The sequence below is a fragment of the Flammeovirga pacifica genome, from assembly GCF_000807855.2.
In the GTDB taxonomy this organism is placed as follows: Bacteria; Bacteroidota; Bacteroidia; order Cytophagales; family Flammeovirgaceae; genus Flammeovirga; species Flammeovirga pacifica.
Genome location: NZ_JRYR02000001.1, coordinates 4,676,666 through 4,695,384 on the forward strand (window position 1 = coordinate 4,676,666; position 18,719 = coordinate 4,695,384).

Consider the following 18,719-nt stretch of genomic DNA (forward strand, 5'->3'; position numbering starts at 1 on the left):
AAAAATGAGTCATCTAACGTCACTTCATGAAAGAAAAATTTGATTTTATGCCATCGAAAATTTTCTTTTGATTGTTTTCTTTGAAATATCATACACTAAAGGTGCTGCAATAAATATGGAAGAATAGGTACCGGCAACCACTCCAATGCATAATGTAAATGCAAATGATCTTAGGGCATCTCCTCCAAAAATTAACAATACAACAACAACAAGAAGAGTGGTGACTGAGGTAATTACTGTTCTGTTTAATGTATTATTAATAGCGTTATTAATTGAAGTATCTAACGATGTTTTTTTCCATTGATTTGATTGTTCTTCTCTTACTCTGTCAAAAACAACTACAGTATCATTGATGGAATAACCAATAATAGTTAGAACAGCAGCAATAAATACTTGATTCATTTCAAAACCAGCACCCAATAAATTGGCAATCCCAAATGCACCAAAAACAATTAATGTATCATGAATAAGTGCTAGAATAGCTCCTATACCAAAACTAGCTTTTCTAAATCTAAACCAGATATAAATAAAAATGCTACCTAGAGAGAATAAGACCCCCTTTTGAGCTGAAATACTGATATCATCAGCCATACTAGCTCCTACTTTTGATGTTGATGGTATCACAAATGTTGTACTTGTGGCTTTTGCATCCTCAGAAAAATCTAATTGAGTAAAGTCAGCAATGCCCGTTATAATTCGTTGTTTAACATCTGCATCACTTTCGGGAGATTCATTTTCAATTTGATATGAAGTGGTAATCTTTAAAGTTTTATCATTACCAAAGGTTTTTACTTCTACAGATTTTCCATCAACATATTTAATTAATGAAGATTCTAATTTAGAAGGAATTACTTTTTCATTAAAGTTGACTACATATGTTCGTCCACCTGTAAAATCAACCCCTTTATTTAAACCTTTAAAAGCTAAAGCTGATAAGCCTAAAACGATAATACCACTAGAAATAAAGTAGGCTAATTTTCTTTTTTTCAGAAAATCGAAATTCATTTTTCTGAAAAGCCTTTGAGAGAACTTTGTTTCAAAATTGAATTGAAATTGATTCCCTTTTTTCTTGATTAATGCAGTGATGATTAATCTCGTAACAAAAACAGAAGTAAAGAATGAACAAAGGATACCAATTATTAAAGTCACTGCAAACCCTTTAATAGGACCGATGCCAAAAGTGTAAAGGAATATACCGGTAAATAAAGTAGTCATGTTGGCATCTAAAATAGTACTAAAGGCACGGTTATATCCATTTGATATAGAAGTTAATATTGAAATCCCTTTCTTTTGCTCTTCTCTAATCCGTTCAAATATTAAAACATTTGCATCGATAGACATACCTATTGTAAGTACAATTCCAGCTATTCCTGGTAAGGTTAAAACAGCTCCTAATTCTGCTAGAATACCAAAAATTAAAACAATATTTAATCCAAGTGCTGCATTGGCTATCCACCCTCCCTTAGCATAATAAATGGTCATAAAAAGTAATACTAATGATAGGCCAATCACTACAGATTGAATACCATCAGATTGGGCAATATCTCCTAACGAAGGACCAACAACTACTTCCTCGATAATATGAGTAGGGGCTGGAAGTTTACCTGCTTTTAATACATTCCCCAAGTCTTTTGCTTCTTCAATAGTAAAATCTCCTGAAATTTCTGAACGACCTCCATCGATAACAGATTGAACGGTAGGAGCAGTGTACACCTCATTATCCAATACAATGGCGATTCTTGAACCAAGATTTTCGGAAGTCATTTTTTTCCATTTCTTAGTTCCTTCAATATTCATAGACATTGATACTACAGGTTGATTATTTTGTCCATAAGTTTGAGTAGCATCAGCAATATAATCTCCTGTAATTTTTGCTTCTTGTCCTTTTTTAAGGACCATTAATTCGATGCAATTAACACCTTGGCCTGTGGTAAAAGATTTATGACTCCATGCAAATTTCATATTAGAAGGAAGAATAGACATCAAGCTTTCATCATTTAAAACCTGATTTACCTTAGAAGTATCTGATAGCAGGTAGATAAAGCTGTATGGCGAAATACTTTTTTGTAATGGAGATCGTACGTCTTTTTCAGTTTCTTGAATGGCAACATTATCTTCACTTTCACCATGGAAAAGAGAATTGTCGACAGTTTTTTCAACACTACTAGTTTTTGATCCATACTTTTTTGTCCATTCTGTATCTACTTTATACATATGAGTTAAGGCATCTTGATGCGACCAAACTTCTAAGAATTCTAACTTAGCAACTCCTTGTATAAGGTTTCGTACCCTTTGAGGGTTATCAACGCCAGGTAATTCTAAGGTGATACGGTTACTACCTTTTACCCTTTGGATATTGGGTTGAGTCACTCCAAACTTATCAATTCTATTACGTATGATATCATAGGCACTATCCACTGCTCCGTCAATTTCCGAATTGACGTAATTTACCACTGTTGCATTAGAAGATGAAAGAGTGATTTTTTCCTTATTTAGTGCATTAGCAAAATAATATGAAAATGAATTATCGGGATTTATTTCTAAAAGGGAACTAAAGAAATTTTGAGAAAAGGATTTACGATTTTCTCTTGTCAGCTGTTCTGCTTGATGTAAAGCATTTTCAAAACCTGAATCAATATTTTTTGCTAGAGCTTCGATAATCTCTTTTTGAGAGACTTCTAGGGTAACATGCATACCTCCCTGTAAGTCTAGGCCTCTTGATAGTTCTTTATTTTTGACTTCTTCGTAGGTATAGTTTACAATTCCTAAATTGTAAACAGGTTCAGTCCAAATAGAATCTAGATAGACTTGTTTTTTGAAATGATCAATTTCTCCATTTTGATCTGTAGCATATTCTGTAGCCTTTGATTGTATATGACTTGAAACCCATGAAAATGAGATATTGAAAAGACTCGTTATTGTAATTAATGTTGCAATAAACATTATAAAACCTCTGTTTCTCATAAAATAGTGTGTATGCTCCTAGGAGTTTATTGGATAATAACTCTAAGGAAATGATTGATTTGTTATAGGGTAATTGAGAAATGTTTGTGTATAAGAATTTGATGTTCAAATACATTGAACACGGTTAAACAAACATTAAAATGGAAATAAGAAGGTTTTATTTAAGGTGCATTAGGGGCAACATAGTAAAGACCGATACATTTTTTTTCAGTACATAAATGATCGATACAGCCAATTATTCTCTTTTCAGGTTGAGTTTGGAAACTCTTTGATAAAGAATAACGATGGTTAGAGGTAAAGGTGTTTAAAAAGTGATTGTTCCAGTGATACTTTTGCGTATTGTAGGAAATTGTTTTTGGATAATCTTGGGAAAGATCACCATTAAAATCAATAAGATCACTTGATTGATTTAGAGATAATACTGAAGATTCATTCGACGCATTATTTATGGCATATAAAGCTTCTCCTCCTATAGATAACAGGAGAATAGCAGCCATTAAAATATGGAATACTCGTAATGATATTTTCGAGGTATTATTCATCAACCTCGAAACTAGGCAATCAACTTAGAATATACTTGTATTTAAGTTTCTTTAATTGTTAATAACAAATAAGCTGATATACCTTGAAATGAGATAGTTATCTTTTTATTTAATTCTCTTACCAGATTGACCAGTAATTTGTGGAGTTTGCTCTCTATTGTTCAGTCTTCTTGCCATATATTGAACATTTTCTTTGATATAATTACCTAATTCATCAATAGTAATTTGTCCATTCGAATTTTTATCGGCAGCTCCTTGAAGTCCTTTTAAATAAAAATAAGTGAATAATCCATGCTTCTTTTCATTGTACCAAGAAGCCACTTGCTCTGAAGCAGAAGCTGTCATAATCACACTATTGTCTCCAGTTAAAACTTTATTTTTAGTTTTAATAAATACAGGAGAAATACTTTTTAAAAGCATTCCACCATCAGAAGATCCACTAAAACAAGCATCCATTACTACAGTAATCGATTTGAATGGGATGGCCTCTAGGTTTTCATAAAGTGTACTTACAGCATAACCATTAAACTGAATTAATGAAGGATCAGTATCTACAGGAACAAAATATCCCTCTTGTGATTCTACGTTCGGTGCACCATGACCACTATAATAGATAAAGACATCAGAAGCATTCGGTTTTACATAATTATATAACTTACCTTTTGGATTTCCTTTAATACCAAATATGGCATTAAAATCAGCTTGAGTAGCATCTTCTATATAAATGATATTCCCTTCTCTGTAGCCATACGTTTTCATAATGTATTGCTTCATGATAGCGGCATCATTATGTGCGTAACTTACTTCAGGTACATCGCTATTTCTATAATTTTTATTACCGATTATTACGGCAATAGCATCATTATTTATTTTTCTTGTTGTAGGAATATTAATATCAACATCAGATGCTAGTATAGTTTCTTCTATTTCTACTTCAATTTTATCATCACTTTTTATTTCTTGTACAGTCTCTACTTTCACTGTTTTAGGCTTAACTGTCGATGATTGATTGGACGAGTTGTTATAAGTACTCTTATTTGATGCATAAACAGGTTTTGAAGGGGCTGTTTTTTTAGTTTTTGGTTTAGGAAGACCATTTTTTGCGTTGATCATCAATGGGCCACATAAAGCAGAGAATGCTTCTCGTACTTGTTTTTCTTTATCTGCAGTAAATTCTGGAGTAGAGGTTTGAGAGGCAGAAGCTAACAGTCTAAAAGTTGAATTTTGGTAAACATACGCAGTTAAAGATACATAACTTCCTTTATCAGTATCATTAAATTCAACTTCAAATTCAGTAAAATAACGCAAGCCAGCTTGGTTTACTAATGAGGGCTTAAGTTTATCTGTCTTACTATAACATCTACCTTGTTTTGAGAATTTTTTGATGATTTCATAAGAATCAATCACTGTATAACCTTGCTCTTCATAAACTTGATTGATGGCTTTTAGTGCTATTTTCTTATAGTATTCTTCGTAGGCATTGCAAAGGTTAACTCTTCTATTTTCAAGTTTAGGAATAACCATAATACTTTGTTGAGCAAAGCTTTGTAGGCAAAAAAGAAGAAACAGAGGTAGTAATAGTTTTTTCATGATCAGTTTGATGCGTTTTTCCTGTTCGAGAAAAAGATAAAAAAGAAATTATGTGATATTAACTCTTACCAAATTAAAAAATAATTGCTGTATAAAGAAGAGTTGCTTATCTACAATTACATTCAGTTAATTTAGTGTTAATACAAAAATAGACAATTTTTTGAGATTAATTGACAAACAAAATTGAAGATAATAAGTTTCGGTTTGTATGAGACATTATTTTCATTTGATTTATATTATCCTTTTCATTGGCTCTTTTGGTTGTAAAACAGAAGAGAATATTTATAGACCAATCGTAAGTAATAGTGATACTACTGCTGTTGTAATTAATGAGGAGATACCTGAAAAGGAGCTTTCTTTTCTTGCATTGGGAGATTCTTATACAATTGGAGCAAGTGTTATTAAAGCGGATCGTTGGACAGAACAGCTTAAAGTGGCTTTAGAAGAAAGACAATATTCTATTTCAGATATTACTTATGTCGCTCAATCCGGCTGGACCACCACAAATTTAATTAACGCTATAAACAGGGCTGATTTAGAAAAAAAATATGATGTGGTTACCTTATTGATTGGGGTCAATAATCAATTTCAAAGAAAGGATATTCAAACTTTTGAACAAGAATATACGGCTCTACTTAATACCGCTATTAATTTTGCTGGCGGAACTAAAAATGTTATTGTTCTGAGTATCCCAGATTACGGCTATACTTACAGTACACCAAGTACTCAGATTTCTCAAGAAATTGATCAGTACAATACATTAAAACAAAATATAACTATAAATAAAGGGGTGAAATTTTATAACATTACATCCACTTCAAGACAAGTGGTAGAACGTCCTGAATTAATTGCTAGTGATGGTCTTCATCCCTCTGGTATTATGTACCAACTTTGGGTCAATCAGATAATTGATGATGTGAAAGACCAACTAAAAGAGTCGATTACAACTGAATAGTTTCTGAAAATTCAATCAATTTACTTGCAAACCTATCCCAAGACATATCCTCTTTTAACGCCTTAATATTTGAAGGGTAATTTGAGGTGTCTTTTCCAAAATAATCTTTGATGGCTTCCTCAATAAGAACACTATCAGCTTCTTGTATTATTTCACCTGTTTTTCCTGGAATGACCAACTCTTTTAATCCACCAACATTGGTGGCGATGATAGGAATTTCAAAATGAAGGGCTATTGCGGTAACTCCGCTTTGAGTTGCTGATTTATAAGGTAAAACACAAACATCAGCCGCAGAGAAATAGATGGTTACTTCTTGATCTGAAATATACTGATTGAAACAGTGAATTCGATCTTTATTTTTATTCTGATCAATTAACTTTTGATATACAGTAAAATCACCATAGACTTCTCCAGCAATAACTAATTGATAATCATCATCCAGTTGATTGAAAGCTTTTATCAATAAATCTATGCCTTTATATTCTCTTATAAACCCAAAAAAGAGAAGGGTCTTTTTATTTTCGTCTAACCCTAATTGTTGTCGGCTTTTTTTCTGATCAGACTTTTGGCCAAAGTGATTATACAAAGGGTGAGGTCTTTCTAATGATGCTGCTTGAGGAACGAATGATCTCAAATCTTTATCAACAGCACTGCTCATAGTAATAAACCCATGATGCTGCTTTAAAAAGTAAGAAGTAAAAGGCGAATCTATGATTCTACTTTCGTGAGGAATGACATTATGTAGAATACTAATCACTTTACATTGATGTTTGAGAAGTTTAGCCACTGTTCCAATAGAAGGACCAAAAAAGCTCATCCAATATTGAGTGATTACTAGATCTGGAGCAAATTTCTCAATGCTTTTAGCCGTTTGATAATAAGTGATAGGATTAATTGAATCCAGTATTTCTTCAGACTCTAGCGGTTCAGTACCATCACTTTCTGTAACATATTGAGTGGTACCAGGGAATAAAAAGTCAGGGTACTGTCTAGAAAAAGTAAATGCCTTAACAGTATGTCCTTGCTCTTTTAATGCAGAATAAAGCGCGGTGCCGTATTGTGCAATACCACCTCTAAAGGGATAAAAAGTGGACAAAATCGCTATCCTCATTTTTATTGATTGTATTCTATTCTAATTTTAAAATCTGTACCCACAACACCAATTTTTTTAGCAGCTTGTTCGGAAACTCTAATGATGATTCCGTCTTCTAAAGCGGCATCAGGAAGTGCAGCAACTACTCTAACTATGGCTTGACGATCATTATTGGGGTTGATCACCTTGATATAAGAACCTACTGTTTCTTTTCTATGGAGTGCCATCAGTTTACTAGTGTTGTTCGGAAGTTCAACGACTTGACCATTGCCTCTTTCAACTTTTTGCATAGGAATATCATAGTCTTTCGCTTCTTCAATTGTCAAATCAGCATAAGATTTAGAATGTACCTCAATGGCTTTTTGATCAATATTAGTATTGATCTCACCCGTAACACTGACAACAATTTGTTGACCGTCTACTAATCTTTTGTCAGGTAAAATACCATTCCATACAGATAGGCTATCAACCACAACTTGATAGGCAAAAGCAACTTCTCTTAATGTCTCTCCTTCTTTTGCATGATAATACATAGGAGAACTCCCTTCTGCTAAATAAACCGCAGGTTGATCGGTATTTATAGGAGTGACTGTAGTTTCTTCTGTTGTGGATGTTTGATCGGCACTTACAACAGGAATCTGTAAGGTCTGTCCGATCTTAATCACATTATCTTGAATATTGTTTGCTTTAATAATATCCTGTACAGATACGCCATATTCTCTAGAAATAGAATACAGAGTTTCTGTTTGTTTCACCGTATGAGAGGTATTAGACTGAGCGAAAAGTACGGTGATATTACAGCACAGAAAAAATGATATAAATGCTAATAATTTCATAAGGTAGTAACTGTCTGTTGTTATTGAGGATAATTGTTTTTTAAAAGGGGAACCCCACAGAGGGTGATTTTATCCTCAATATAAACAAGCATTTGATCGATCACAAAGAAGCTATCCATAATTTGTTCTTTTACTTCTTTATCCATCACTTGGTCGTATAATATCTCTCCATCCATAGTGCAAACCACTATTTTTCTTTGAAGCTTATCGTCTACATTTTCTAAAAAACAAAAAATGATGTGTTCTTCCGTTTCTAGATAATGAATACTATTATCTTGTGTAGGATGAAGCCCTTTAGATGTTAAGAATTGGATTAAGGACGATATATGTTCAGAATCAGATGGATAGATGATGGGGTTTTGAATACCTTTAGCTGTATCTACTAATTCAGGATCATTTTCATCATCCTGAACAATAACAGCTTCAAGAATATCTAACTTTTCCATCTTCTTTACCTTAGGCATTCTTTGATCGTGTGCAAACTCATTAAAATAGAGAAAACCATCTTTTAATCCAGCCATTGTCACCCACCACTTTTCTTTTAATTGTAGTCCTTCCCACAGCACTTCATTATTTTCTAATCGGAGACAAGAAAAACAAACTTCTTTTTCTTCAGAAGAACGCATTTCTACCAGCAGTACTTTTAATTGATGATCATAGAGTACTCTCCAAACTTGACCGTAGGCTAAATAATTTAAAGATTTTGAAAGTATAGACATAAAGTAAATTCTTAGATATGAGCAAAGATGATCATTCGATTATTGATATCAAATAACATTTTCATACTTTGTTTATGAATTACTTTGTAAATTGTAAGCAGTAAAGATCTTTAATTCTGGAGAAATGAATAGTAAAACTTCTCTAGTTGTTCTAAAACCTTTTGAAGATCAGTTTATTATAATAACAAAGAGCGCTTTTCCACTTTTTGGTGTAACGACTAACAATACAATGAAAAGAATATTTTATATCATCACTCTATTATTCAGTTTAACTTCTGTTTCATCAATGGCAGAAGAGGATCCAATTATTTTTCAGTTTGAAATTAGAACTGATATAGATCCTAGGACATCTAGACTAGTAGATTTAGCTTTAAAAGAAGCAACCAATCAAAAAGCAGATTATGTAATTATTGATATGGATACTTATGGCGGTGCAGTGAATGATGCTGATAAAATTCGTCAGTTAATTTTAGACTATCCAAAACCTGTCTATGTATTTATTAATAAGAATGCAGCAAGTGCAGGTGCTTTAATATCTATTGCCTGTGATTCTATTTATATGGAATCAGGTGCTAACATAGGTGCAGCAACAGTAGTAATGGGTGATACGGGAGAAGCAGCCCCAGATAAATACCAATCTTATATGAGATCTATGATGCGTTCTACTGCCGAAAGCAATGGTCGTAATCCCGATATTGCTGAAGCTATGGTAGATCAAGATTTAGTGGTAGAAGGTATTTCTGAAGAGGGAGAGGTTATTACTTTTACTGTTTCTGAAGCAATTAAAAATGGGTATTGTGAAGCTAAAGTAACTAGTGTAAAAGATATAATGAAAAGAAGTGACGTAGATAGTTACGTCCTTGTGAATTACGAACAACCTGTGAGTGAAAACATCATTTCTTTATTTTTAAATCCAGCCATAAGCGGTATTTTAATTTTACTAATTTTAGGCGGTTTGTATTTTGAATTACAATCTCCAGGCGTCGGGTTCCCTCTTATCGTATCCATTTTAGCAGCAATATTATATTTAACTCCATACTATTTAAATGGTATGGCAGAACATTGGGAAATCGTTATTATTTTCTTGGGTATAGTTCTGATTATTTTAGAAATATTTGTCGTTCCTGGTTTTGGGGTCACAGGCATATCAGGTATTTGTTTACTGACTGCAGGTTTGATGTTAGTGATGTTAAACAATGATTTCTTAGATTTTACTTTCGTTGATGCTTCTCAAATTTGGGCCTCTTTAATTAGTGTACTAGGGGCCATGTTTGTAAGTGGATTGTTTATTATCACTTTTGCCCATAAAATTATGGATATGCCTATGTTTAATAAGGTAGGTTTAAAAGAATCAATGTCTTCTGATGAAGGTTATTCTGCTGATGTTTTCGAAACATCTTATGTAGGTCAGGTAGGGGTAACTCATACTGTTTTAAGACCATCGGGAAAGATCAAAATCGAGAATGAGTATTTTGATGCAACTACAGAAGGAGGGTTCATAGAAAAAGGAACTGAGGTAGAAGTTGTGAGTCAAAATAACATGTCATTAAAAGTAAGAGAACTAGTATAATTTTTTCTTTTGTTTAAATACATAGAGGTCATCTTCTTAATTAGAATTAAGAAGATGACCTCTTTTTTTTCTATCAACTACTCTACTAATAAAACAGATTTTTTGATCAACTTCATCTCATTAAAAGCGGGTTCGGATTGATTAATTGACAAAATAATAGTTCTCTTTCGAATGGGATCATACGCCATTAGACTTCCCCAAAAACCACCATGACCATAGTACATATGATTATGAAAACTAAAAGTGGTAAGCCCCATACCATAAGTTCTACCTAAAGAGCGTGCCTCAGTCATTTGCTCTAATGTAGATTGATTCTTATACAGTTTTAAATCAAATAAAGCATGAATAAAAGTACTTAAGTCGGAAGTGTTAGATACTAAGCCACCTCCAGCCCAATCATATGAGGTATTTACATCAGCTGTAACATCCCATCCTCCAATAAAAGCATGCCCTTGTTGATGCGTAGAGGGATTTTCTTCATGATATTCAAAATAGGTAGAAGACATCCCTAAAGGATCAATAATACGTTCTCTATAGTTTTGTGCTAAAGGCTTTTTAGTGATATTTTCAATAGTTAACCCTAATAAGAAATATCCGACATCAGTATAATAGTAGGATGAATCTGGTTGAAAATGTGTTTTATGATTGACTTGGTGACTGTAGTAAAACTCGAAAAGGTCTTCTGGAGTCCATTGTTTTTGTAGATGTTGTTTTGTGTAATCAATAAATTCTTGATAAGTATCGACAAAAATATCACCTAAACCCGAACGGTGTTGTAGTAATTGTTTTACAGTAATTTCCTTGCCATAAGATTCATCCTGATAGAGATGTAGGCTATCAAATTGTAAATAATCTAAGTGGTGAAGGTATTGATATACTTTATCATCTAGTTTTAATTTTCCTTCTTCCATTAATTGTAAAATGACTACAGCAGTAAACATTTTAGTTTGGGAAGCTATCTTGAAAGTGCTATTCTTATCTACTTTTTCATCACCTTTAGTAATGTGCCCAATTCCTTTTTGAATCACTTGTTCGCCATTACTTAAATAATAAAATATGTTGGTAACTGGGGCTTTGTTGCCTTCATTTAAAAGTTTATTCACAAAACGCTCGTATTTGTTGATATCTTTTTGATTTACCTGACCAAATACTATTGAATTTGTGAATAAGAATAGGAAAATTAAATACCTCATTGTAGTTCTATATTAAGTATGTAGATCTACAAAAATAGAGAATCACTTAGAACATTTTTACATCACTTTCATAATTTATCTCATATTTATCTTTAGGAGGCTGTATGTTGATAGTATACTCTTTGTTATAGATTGCAAGTAGCTGATCTAAATTTTCCTTTTTCTTTTTATTGACATTGTATTCTTGTAAGTATCGAATAAATGACGGAAATCCATAACCATAAACAACAGTACTTAGATAAAAAATTATGAGTGGAAGCCTAAATAGGTCTGATGCACCATGAATATTGAAAATAGAGTGATCAACTCCATATAAAAGACCGGCCATTTTGAATGAGAAAATAAGTAATGCTGTGCCTCCAAGAATAGAGAAAGTTAGTTTAATGAACACTTTATTTCGTTTTTCTCTTGTTTTGAAGACCTCAGTGTTTATGTCTTTGATTTCGTGTTGAAGATTTTGTCCCCACTTAATAGAATTGCATTTGTGACCAAAATTCGGGTATTGATTAGTTAAACCACATTTAGTCCCTTCTGTGAAATTAAAAGTTTTGTGATCACAAAGTAGACAATGTTTAGTTCGTTCAGAGTTTGCTTTCATTTGTATTACTGTTTCTTAAATTATAAACAATTTATGGTCAATATAAGATGAATGCAATTTTGTGTATAATTATTTTGAGATTTATTTTTCAAGTTAAATCGAAGTTGTAACTTGCTGTAGACTTAATATCAAACATATTGATATCACCCGATTTTGTTATTTAGAAGCTACTTTATCCACCTTTTTATTATTTCTGATTATACAAAATCACTATTGATTCTTCTATACCAAACTAAATTACTAACTGATGAAAAATTCTATTTATTTAATCTTATGCTTTCTAGTTACCTATCATTGTAACTTCGCCAAATCTTCTGAAAATTTTGTTGTACTTAAGGGTACAATTCAAAATATTGAATGCACTTATATTTCAATATTAGATTTTCAATCTGATAATTCTGCCTTAAGAACTGATATTAAACTATTAGAAGATGGAAGTTTTGAATATCATTTGCCTAAAACGGAGGTAATGTTTCCATATGAATTATCCATTCAAAAGAATTATTCAGTTTCTTTTTTCGCTGATAATGATACAATCTATTTTGAGCTTGATCCTAAAAAAACAGATGAAAATCAAATAGTTAAAGGAGGAGAGTTGACAAAAAGTTTAACTACCTATCATAATAGGTTAAAGTCTGAAAAAAGAATTTATTCTGATTTTCGATCAGCATTAAAAATGAATTTTTTAAGTGATGCTTCTTCTAGAGAAATGAATCTTATCAGAAATAAAATAAACAGATTGTCTCAACACTTTACAAATTGGCAAATAGAATATTTTAGAGATCATTTAGACTTAGCATCATATTATTACTTTTTAATGCTTTATAAAAATAGAGAACACTACTCTGTGCCAACGCAAACTTGGGAAGAATTATATATTAGTTTTAGTAAAAAATTTCCTAATCACCCTTATTTATACGATCCAATAACGACGATGGAAATCAAAAAAAATAGTTTCTCTAAAACTGATAGAGAAACTAATAAAATGTAATGAATTTGAGGAGTTAAATATAGAATAAGTGGTTCTAAGAATTCTCCATTTTTGAAATTTTCATTTCAAACTTATTAATTCTATTTCTGATATAAAATAGAAACACAGCTATTCCAAAAAAAGGAATGTATTGAGGTAGAAATTTAGTACATGTGATACAAATCACTACCCATGCTATGAATAAGAAAATGCTTAAGCCAAAAATCAAATAATATAGAAAGATCCATTGATCTCTTTTTTTAATTAAAGATTGGCATGTGTTAGTTGAATAATTATGCATAAAAAGGGACAAGTGTTATTTAGTAACTTAAATATAATTAAATTATAAAAAAGTTAAAAAAAATTAAGAACTACTTTTAGTTAAAGTCATTTTTGATGCATGTTCTTCGGTAGAATAGAATATTTACACTTTATCAGCTAGTGTGTTGATTAATCTATTTTCTAAATGTTTCATGTCAATAGGATGGAATAAACTATTGATCATAGCTTCTCCAATTTTTGATGTTGTTGTAATTTGTTTCGATTTTTTGAGTAATGGAAATAGTGGTTGGGTAATCACGTAAAAAGCATTGTACCAATTCGTTTTAGATTTCACTCCTTTTTCTGGTATTATCGCACCTGGTCTAAACATATAGGCATCTTTAAAACCTTTATTTAGTATCATATTTTCTGTTTTCCCTTTTACTCTAGCCCACATACTATTCCCTTTTTCAGTTTCATCTGTACCAGTTCCAGATACATAATTAAATACCATATTAGGGTTTAATTGGTGTAAAGTATCAGCAAATGCTTTTGTATTTCCAAAGGTGATTTTAGAATATTCCTCTTCTGATAATCCAACAACAGAAATTCCCATACAATAAAAAATAGCATCATATCCTATAAGTTGGTCCTTGATGGCCTCAACCTCACTAAAATCTTTGATTAATACTTCTTTTAACTTTGGATGATCTAGATTCAATGTAGATCTGTTGATAATGAGTATCTCTGAAATACGGTTATCTTCTAAACACTCAAGAAGAACACCTTTACCTACCATGCCTGTAGAACCTGTAATAATAACTTTCATGATTTCGAGTTTAATTCAATCCCTTTTTATTGGATTGTAGTTTTTGGTTGTATTACAAATTACGGAAAAATGAATTCATATTACAGCCGAATAAAGATTTGATAAATATATCATCACTTTAATGTTACATTCTTTTTTTGTTTTTGAAATATTATAACAGATTTTTGTTTTGATTATTGAATATCAGTTACTTATAAAACATATGTTTGAGTTTTAAAGTTTATAGTATAGAAGGATACTATTTAATGCACTGCTTATGAAACCTAAATTTACTGTTTATAAAAATAAAGAGATTAAAGTGATTGAGCCTCCTGTTTTTATGTTAGCTCATGAAATTATGAGAGGTGAAGGTACTCTTCCAATTGCCTATCGTGAAATATTAGCCGCTTATGTATCAAAACATAACCATAGCAAATACTGTTTTCTAACACATATTGCAATATGTAAAGAGTTAGGATATGGCAATGTATTGGACATTTTTTCCTCTAATGATAAAGAATTTACTCCACTGTTCAATTTTGCTTTAAAAGTGATCAAAGAAGATTTAAGTAAAGATATTCTTCAAGAATTTGTCAAAAAAGGTTTTGAAATTGAGGTTGCAGAGGAGATCATTCGCATTGTTTCAATTATCACATGTATTAATCAATGGGTAGGTAGTCATTCCTTTGATAAGATGACCAAAGACCAAGACTCTTATATAGGACATTATGCTAACATTATGAAGCAGCATAATTTTTATCCTAAACTTTAACTGCACCTTCAATAGCAGAAATTATCGACTTATTTGAACTAACTGTGAACAATCAAATAGTATTCATCTAGATATTACCATTAAAGATTGTTTTTTAATGATCATTAACTCTGTTTAGATTCAGTCTTTTAGGTTTCTTGTCTTCTTAACTAATTAACAATAAAAAAGATTAAAGACTCTTTTTTTACACAAATTAGGATGTGTAAATGATGATATAAAGTGCATTTTATGTTCACTTTAATGTAATATACCAAATCTACTTTTGCGCTATCAAAAACAAAACGAACTTCATTTCATAACTAGAACCAAATCAAAATGAGACATTTACTTTTATCCTTTATGGTAGGAATCTTATGTTCCTTTACCACGAGCCTCTATGCTCAAAATTCAGGATTATATGGTAAAATTATTGATCAGACAGGAGACCCATTGCCTTATGCTCAGATCAGTTTAGAAGGAACAAGCTACGCAAGTATTACAGATATGGATGGAAATTTTCATCTTAATAATATTCCTTCTGGAAAATATATTGTGAACACTACTTATTTAGGATACAATGCAGATCCTACTCATGTTACTTTAGAATCAGGAATTTCATTACAATTGGACATTCTAATGAATGCCGATGTAACAGAATTAGAAGGTGTTACTGTTTATGGAGAGTTTACAAAAGGACAAGCAAAGTCTTTAAACGAACAGAAAAATGCAGTAAGTATCAAAAATATTGTGTCTTCAGAACAGTTTTCTACCATGCCTGACCGAAACGGCGCGGAAGCTTTACAACGTATTCCAGGGGTTTCTATTGTTAGAAATAGAGGAGAGGGACAGAATATTCAAATTCGTGGTATGGCATCTGAATACAATCAGGTACAAATGAACGGAACTCCAATGCCAGGTGGTGAAGACGGACGTGGAGCAGCTTTAGATTTTATGTCTGCTGATATCATGGAATCTATTGAAATAAAGAAAACATTGACACCCGATATGGATGGTGGAGCTATTGGAGGAGCAGTTAACTTTGCTTTAAAAGATGCTCCAGCTGAATTTCAAATCAAAGCGATTACTTCTGGAGGTAAGAACTTTCATATAGATCCTTTTAACGATGGTTGGGGATTAGGACAGCAAAACCACAGTTTATATGTTGGTAATCGTTTTTTTAAGGATAAGCTAGGAGTATTTGCTACTGGTAGTTATTATTTAACCAACCGTGGTACTGTTCTACAAGAATATACACTAAACGATGAGGATCAATTAACTCGTAAACGTTGGAATGATTATGACGTGAGGAGAGAGCGTTATGGCTATAATGTCGGAATGGATTATAAGTTTAACGAAAATCACATTCTAAGAGCTTCTTATAATTCTAATTACTTTAATGATGATAGAAGAAGAGGTAGAACCAATTTTAATTATGGTTATGCTACAGAATCACCTGATGCTCCTATCGATTCATTTACAGAAGACAGAGAGACCCAGACAAGAGCCAAAAGAACCATGATGGATATGTATGGGATTGGTGGTGAACATCGATTTAATAATGGTTTTAAAATCGATTACAAAGCAACACGAATCAAAACAATGATTGACGAGCCAGATGGTACTCAATATTATTTTACAAGAACATTGAATACAGATCATTTCTCTACTTTAAATCCATGGGATTTGGATGGAACAATGACCTTGGAGCCGAATAATAAATTAGAGATGGATAAGCCTGTTCGTTTAGACCAAAAGGAAAATACGGAACTAGATCACTCATTTGTATTAAATGCATCTCAGCCATTTAGAATGTTAGGACAAACTTCTACAATTTCGGCAGGGTACAAACTATGGCATAAAGAAAAAACGAATGATGAGAGACGTTATACTATGGATAATAACGAACCGATTTATTTAGCACCGGGTCAGTTTTATAGAAGAGACCTACGATTTACAGACCCTGAATTTGGTACATTGCCACTCGATGATCCGAAGGAAAATTATGCTGTAAAAAATCAAAATTATCAGGCAGATGAGATTATCAATGCAGCTTATTTGATGGGAGATTTTCAATGGACTTCTAAATTTAATACGTTAGTTGGGGCAAGAATAGAGCATACTCAAAATAGTTATGAGTTTCATGAGTTTGATGAAAATAATGGAGGGTTTATCAAATCGTTTAATGACAACTCATCTTATGTAAATATCCTACCATCCATCAATGCAGTATATCGTTTTAACGAGAGAAATTCTTTAAAAGCAGCTGTAGCACAAGGGTTGAGTCGTCCTTCTTTTACATCATTAATACCTAGAGAAGTAATTGATGAAGAAAACTTAACAATCAAAAAGTCTAACCCAGATTTAAAGCCTGCTGTATCTACCAACTTCGATTTAATTTTTGAAAGATATACTTCCAATATGGGGTATTTCACTTTTGGTGTATTTGCAAAGTACTTAGAAAATCAAATTTACTCTTCTAAGAACTTTGTAGAAATTGATGGTCAAACTTGGGAAGTATCGCAGCCAGAAAATGGTGAAAGCTCACATTTATATGGTTTTGAGGTGGCTTACAGTAAGAACTTAAGAGATTTAAATATCCCAATGTTAAAGTGGATGAATGTAATGGCTAACTATACTTACACGCTGTCTGAACAAGAATTAGAAGATGGAAGGAAGGTAGTAATGGGGAATTCTCCAAGAGATATGGCCAACTTTATTTTGACATACGATAACCCAAGAAATGGTTTCATGATTGCAATTGCGAGTAATTACAGAGGACCATTATTAATTAATGTTGCAGATAGAGAAGATAGAGACGTGTATTTTACTTCTCAGTTCCATTTAGATATATCAGCTAGTTATAAGGTAAATGATAAGTTTACTCTATTCTCTCAGATGAATAATTTAACGAATCAAATGGAAGTAGAAACTTATGGAGATCCTACACAAGATCACTTATTACATCAAACAGAACAATATGGTCCAACAGTTACCGTAGGATTAAAATTTGAATTATAATGAACTACAAAATGAAAATTTTATACTTCACTTACGTGATTTTATGTCTGTCTGTATTAGTGGTAAATGCTCAAGAAATTGATTTGATTAAAACCTATGATGCACCTCATGCCAGACAAGCCGTTGCTGTAACCGATACTCACTTTTTTGTAGTGGACAATAACGTTATTATCAAAAGGGAAAGAGCTACAGGGAAACAAGAAGGAGAGTGGAAAGATGATCGCTTGAAGCATTTAAATAGTGCATACATTCAAAATGATACATTATTCTGTGCTCATTCTAATTACCCTAAAGTACCCATGCACAGTTCTATTGAGATGTTTGATGTGAATACGATGGAACATATTGGAGCTCATAGTTTTGGGATTGATATTGGTTCTTGTACATGGATAGTAGAGTACAAAGGAGAATGGTTAGTCATGTTTGTACATTATGCTAATCCGGGTAAGATGCAAAAAAATAGAGATGTGTCTTGGTCTCAGCTCGTGCTTTTTGATAAACAATGGAGAAGGAAATCTGCCTGGGTTCTTCCTGAAGAGTTAATAGAAAAAGTGGCCCCTTACAGTATATCTGGAGGTGTTGTGGTAGAAAACGATAAGATAATTTGTACGCATCATCATTTTAAAGAGTTGTATGTATTGTCTTTCCCTAAAATGGGGTCGGAATTGGTATGGGAGACAACTCTTACCACTTCAATTCGAGGGCAGGGAATAGCCTTAGATACAAATGGCGATTTATGGGGTATCGATAAAAAAGAGAGAAAAGTTTATCATACAAAATGGTCTTTAAAAGAATAGATTCAATATTAAAATATATTAAAGACACTTTACAAGTAAATAGCACCTTGCTCA

15 protein-coding genes are annotated in these 18,719 nt (G+C 32.2%); 6 read left to right on the plus strand and 9 right to left on the minus strand.

The window, feature by feature from the left end; all coding sequences use genetic code 11:
• Positions 1 to 45: 45 nt before the first annotated feature.
• From secDF to NH26_RS18585, 3 genes are all read right to left on the minus strand, one after another.
• Positions 46 to 2,964 (minus strand): protein translocase subunit SecDF, encoded by a 2,919-nt coding sequence (secDF, locus tag NH26_RS18575; protein ID WP_044223444.1) that lies wholly within the window; start codon positions 2,962 to 2,964, stop codon positions 46 to 48.
• A 161-nt stretch (positions 2,965 to 3,125) separates the two neighbouring features.
• Positions 3,126 to 3,506: a hypothetical protein gene (locus NH26_RS18580; protein WP_139263167.1), complete on the minus strand. Its 381-nt coding sequence runs from the start codon at positions 3,504 to 3,506 to the stop codon at positions 3,126 to 3,128.
• 105 nt (positions 3,507 to 3,611) lie between these two features.
• Entirely contained in the window at positions 3,612 to 5,096 is a 1,485-nt protein-coding gene (locus NH26_RS18585; protein WP_084812239.1) for a caspase family protein, read from the minus strand.
• A gap of 208 nt (positions 5,097 to 5,304) precedes the next feature.
• Between NH26_RS18585 and NH26_RS18590 the strand changes: the two genes are divergently transcribed.
• Positions 5,305 to 6,051, plus strand: coding sequence for an SGNH/GDSL hydrolase family protein (locus NH26_RS18590; RefSeq protein ID WP_044223448.1), 747 nt, complete (start codon positions 5,305 to 5,307; stop codon positions 6,049 to 6,051).
• Here the strand turns inward: NH26_RS18590 and NH26_RS18595 are convergent.
• Genes NH26_RS18595 through NH26_RS18605 form a run of 3 tightly spaced genes read right to left on the minus strand, consistent with a single transcriptional unit; the run spans position 6,038 to position 8,699 of the window.
• Positions 6,038 to 7,162 (minus strand): glycosyltransferase, encoded by a 1,125-nt coding sequence (locus NH26_RS18595; protein ID WP_044223450.1) that lies wholly within the window; start codon positions 7,160 to 7,162, stop codon positions 6,038 to 6,040. The two genes, NH26_RS18590 and NH26_RS18595, sit on opposite strands and share 14 nt — an antisense overlap.
• Before the next feature lie 2 nt (positions 7,163 to 7,164).
• Complete coding sequence (locus NH26_RS18600; protein WP_084812240.1) at positions 7,165 to 7,980, minus strand: septal ring lytic transglycosylase RlpA family protein; 816 nt, start codon at positions 7,978 to 7,980, stop codon at positions 7,165 to 7,167.
• Positions 7,981 to 8,000: 20 nt separating this feature from the next.
• Positions 8,001 to 8,699, minus strand: a complete 699-nt coding sequence (locus NH26_RS18605) for a DUF4905 domain-containing protein (protein ID WP_044223454.1) — start codon at positions 8,697 to 8,699, stop codon at positions 8,001 to 8,003.
• A gap of 229 nt (positions 8,700 to 8,928) precedes the next feature.
• Here NH26_RS18605 and NH26_RS18610 point away from each other — a divergent pair, with 229 nt between their 5' ends.
• A complete protein-coding gene (locus NH26_RS18610) occupies positions 8,929 to 10,269 on the plus strand; it encodes an NfeD family protein (RefSeq protein ID WP_044223615.1) in 1,341 nt (446 codons plus the stop codon).
• A 77-nt stretch (positions 10,270 to 10,346) separates the two neighbouring features.
• Here NH26_RS18610 and NH26_RS18615 read toward each other — a convergent pair whose 3' ends face one another.
• Both NH26_RS18615 and NH26_RS18620 read right to left on the minus strand, forming a co-directional pair.
• Positions 10,347 to 11,462 carry a serine hydrolase domain-containing protein gene (locus NH26_RS18615; protein WP_044223456.1) on the minus strand — a complete coding sequence of 372 codons (1,116 nt, stop codon included), beginning with the start codon at positions 11,460 to 11,462 and terminating at the stop codon, positions 10,347 to 10,349.
• 46 nt (positions 11,463 to 11,508) lie between these two features.
• Positions 11,509 to 12,060, minus strand: coding sequence for a hypothetical protein (locus NH26_RS18620; protein ID WP_044223458.1), 552 nt, complete (start codon positions 12,058 to 12,060; stop codon positions 11,509 to 11,511).
• Positions 12,061 to 12,307: 247 nt separating this feature from the next.
• Here NH26_RS18620 and NH26_RS18625 point away from each other — a divergent pair, with 247 nt between their 5' ends.
• The gene (locus NH26_RS18625) at positions 12,308 to 13,051 is read left to right on the plus strand and encodes a DUF4369 domain-containing protein (RefSeq protein WP_044223459.1); all 744 of its coding nucleotides are present in this window, start codon (positions 12,308 to 12,310) and stop codon (positions 13,049 to 13,051) included.
• Positions 13,052 to 13,454: 403 nt separating this feature from the next.
• Here the strand turns inward: NH26_RS18625 and NH26_RS18635 are convergent, their stop codons facing one another.
• Positions 13,455 to 14,120, minus strand: coding sequence for an NAD-dependent epimerase/dehydratase family protein (locus NH26_RS18635; RefSeq protein ID WP_044223461.1), 666 nt, complete (start codon positions 14,118 to 14,120; stop codon positions 13,455 to 13,457).
• 256 nt (positions 14,121 to 14,376) lie between these two features.
• On the opposite strand from NH26_RS18635, the gene NH26_RS18640 reads away from it, so the two are divergent.
• The 3 genes from NH26_RS18640 (at position 14,377) to NH26_RS18650 (ending at position 18,665) form a co-directional block, all read left to right on the plus strand.
• A complete protein-coding gene (locus tag NH26_RS18640; protein WP_044223464.1) occupies positions 14,377 to 14,871 on the plus strand; it encodes a carboxymuconolactone decarboxylase family protein in 495 nt (164 codons plus the stop codon).
• A gap of 315 nt (positions 14,872 to 15,186) precedes the next feature.
• A complete protein-coding gene (locus tag NH26_RS18645) occupies positions 15,187 to 17,868 on the plus strand; it encodes a TonB-dependent receptor (protein WP_084812241.1) in 2,682 nt (893 codons plus the stop codon).
• Between the two features lie 11 nt (positions 17,869 to 17,879).
• Positions 17,880 to 18,665 carry a hypothetical protein gene (locus NH26_RS18650; RefSeq protein ID WP_139263168.1) on the plus strand — a complete coding sequence of 262 codons (786 nt, stop codon included), beginning with the start codon at positions 17,880 to 17,882 and terminating at the stop codon, positions 18,663 to 18,665.
• The last annotated feature ends 54 nt before the right edge of the window (positions 18,666 to 18,719 follow it).

Bases quoted from the DNA above. Each gene is read 5' to 3' on its own strand.
- NH26_RS18650 (WP_139263168.1), top strand. From the start codon at position 17,880: ATGAAAATTTTATACTTCACTTACGTGATTTTATGTCTGTCTGTATTA.
- NH26_RS18605 (WP_044223454.1), bottom strand. From the start codon at position 8,699: ATGTCTATACTTTCAAAATCTTTAAATTATTTAGCCTACGGTCAAGTT.
- NH26_RS18585 (WP_084812239.1), bottom strand. From the start codon at position 5,096: ATGAAAAAACTATTACTACCTCTGTTTCTTCTTTTTTGCCTACAAAGC.
- NH26_RS18595 (WP_044223450.1), bottom strand. From the start codon at position 7,162: ATGAGGATAGCGATTTTGTCCACTTTTTATCCCTTTAGAGGTGGTATT.
- NH26_RS18580 (WP_139263167.1), bottom strand. From the start codon at position 3,506: ATGAATAATACCTCGAAAATATCATTACGAGTATTCCATATTTTAATG.
- NH26_RS18620 (WP_044223458.1), bottom strand. From the start codon at position 12,060: ATGAAAGCAAACTCTGAACGAACTAAACATTGTCTACTTTGTGATCAC.
- NH26_RS18610 (WP_044223615.1), top strand. From the start codon at position 8,929: ATGAAAAGAATATTTTATATCATCACTCTATTATTCAGTTTAACTTCT.
- NH26_RS18590 (WP_044223448.1), top strand. From the start codon at position 5,305: ATGAGACATTATTTTCATTTGATTTATATTATCCTTTTCATTGGCTCT.
- NH26_RS18640 (WP_044223464.1), top strand. From the start codon at position 14,377: ATGAAACCTAAATTTACTGTTTATAAAAATAAAGAGATTAAAGTGATT.
- NH26_RS18635 (WP_044223461.1), bottom strand. From the start codon at position 14,120: ATGAAAGTTATTATTACAGGTTCTACAGGCATGGTAGGTAAAGGTGTT.
- NH26_RS18600 (WP_084812240.1), bottom strand. From the start codon at position 7,980: ATGAAATTATTAGCATTTATATCATTTTTTCTGTGCTGTAATATCACC.
- NH26_RS18645 (WP_084812241.1), top strand. From the start codon at position 15,187: ATGAGACATTTACTTTTATCCTTTATGGTAGGAATCTTATGTTCCTTT.
- NH26_RS18625 (WP_044223459.1), top strand. From the start codon at position 12,308: ATGAAAAATTCTATTTATTTAATCTTATGCTTTCTAGTTACCTATCAT.
- NH26_RS18615 (WP_044223456.1), bottom strand. From the start codon at position 11,462: ATGAGGTATTTAATTTTCCTATTCTTATTCACAAATTCAATAGTATTT.
- secDF (WP_044223444.1), bottom strand. From the start codon at position 2,964: ATGAGAAACAGAGGTTTTATAATGTTTATTGCAACATTAATTACAATA.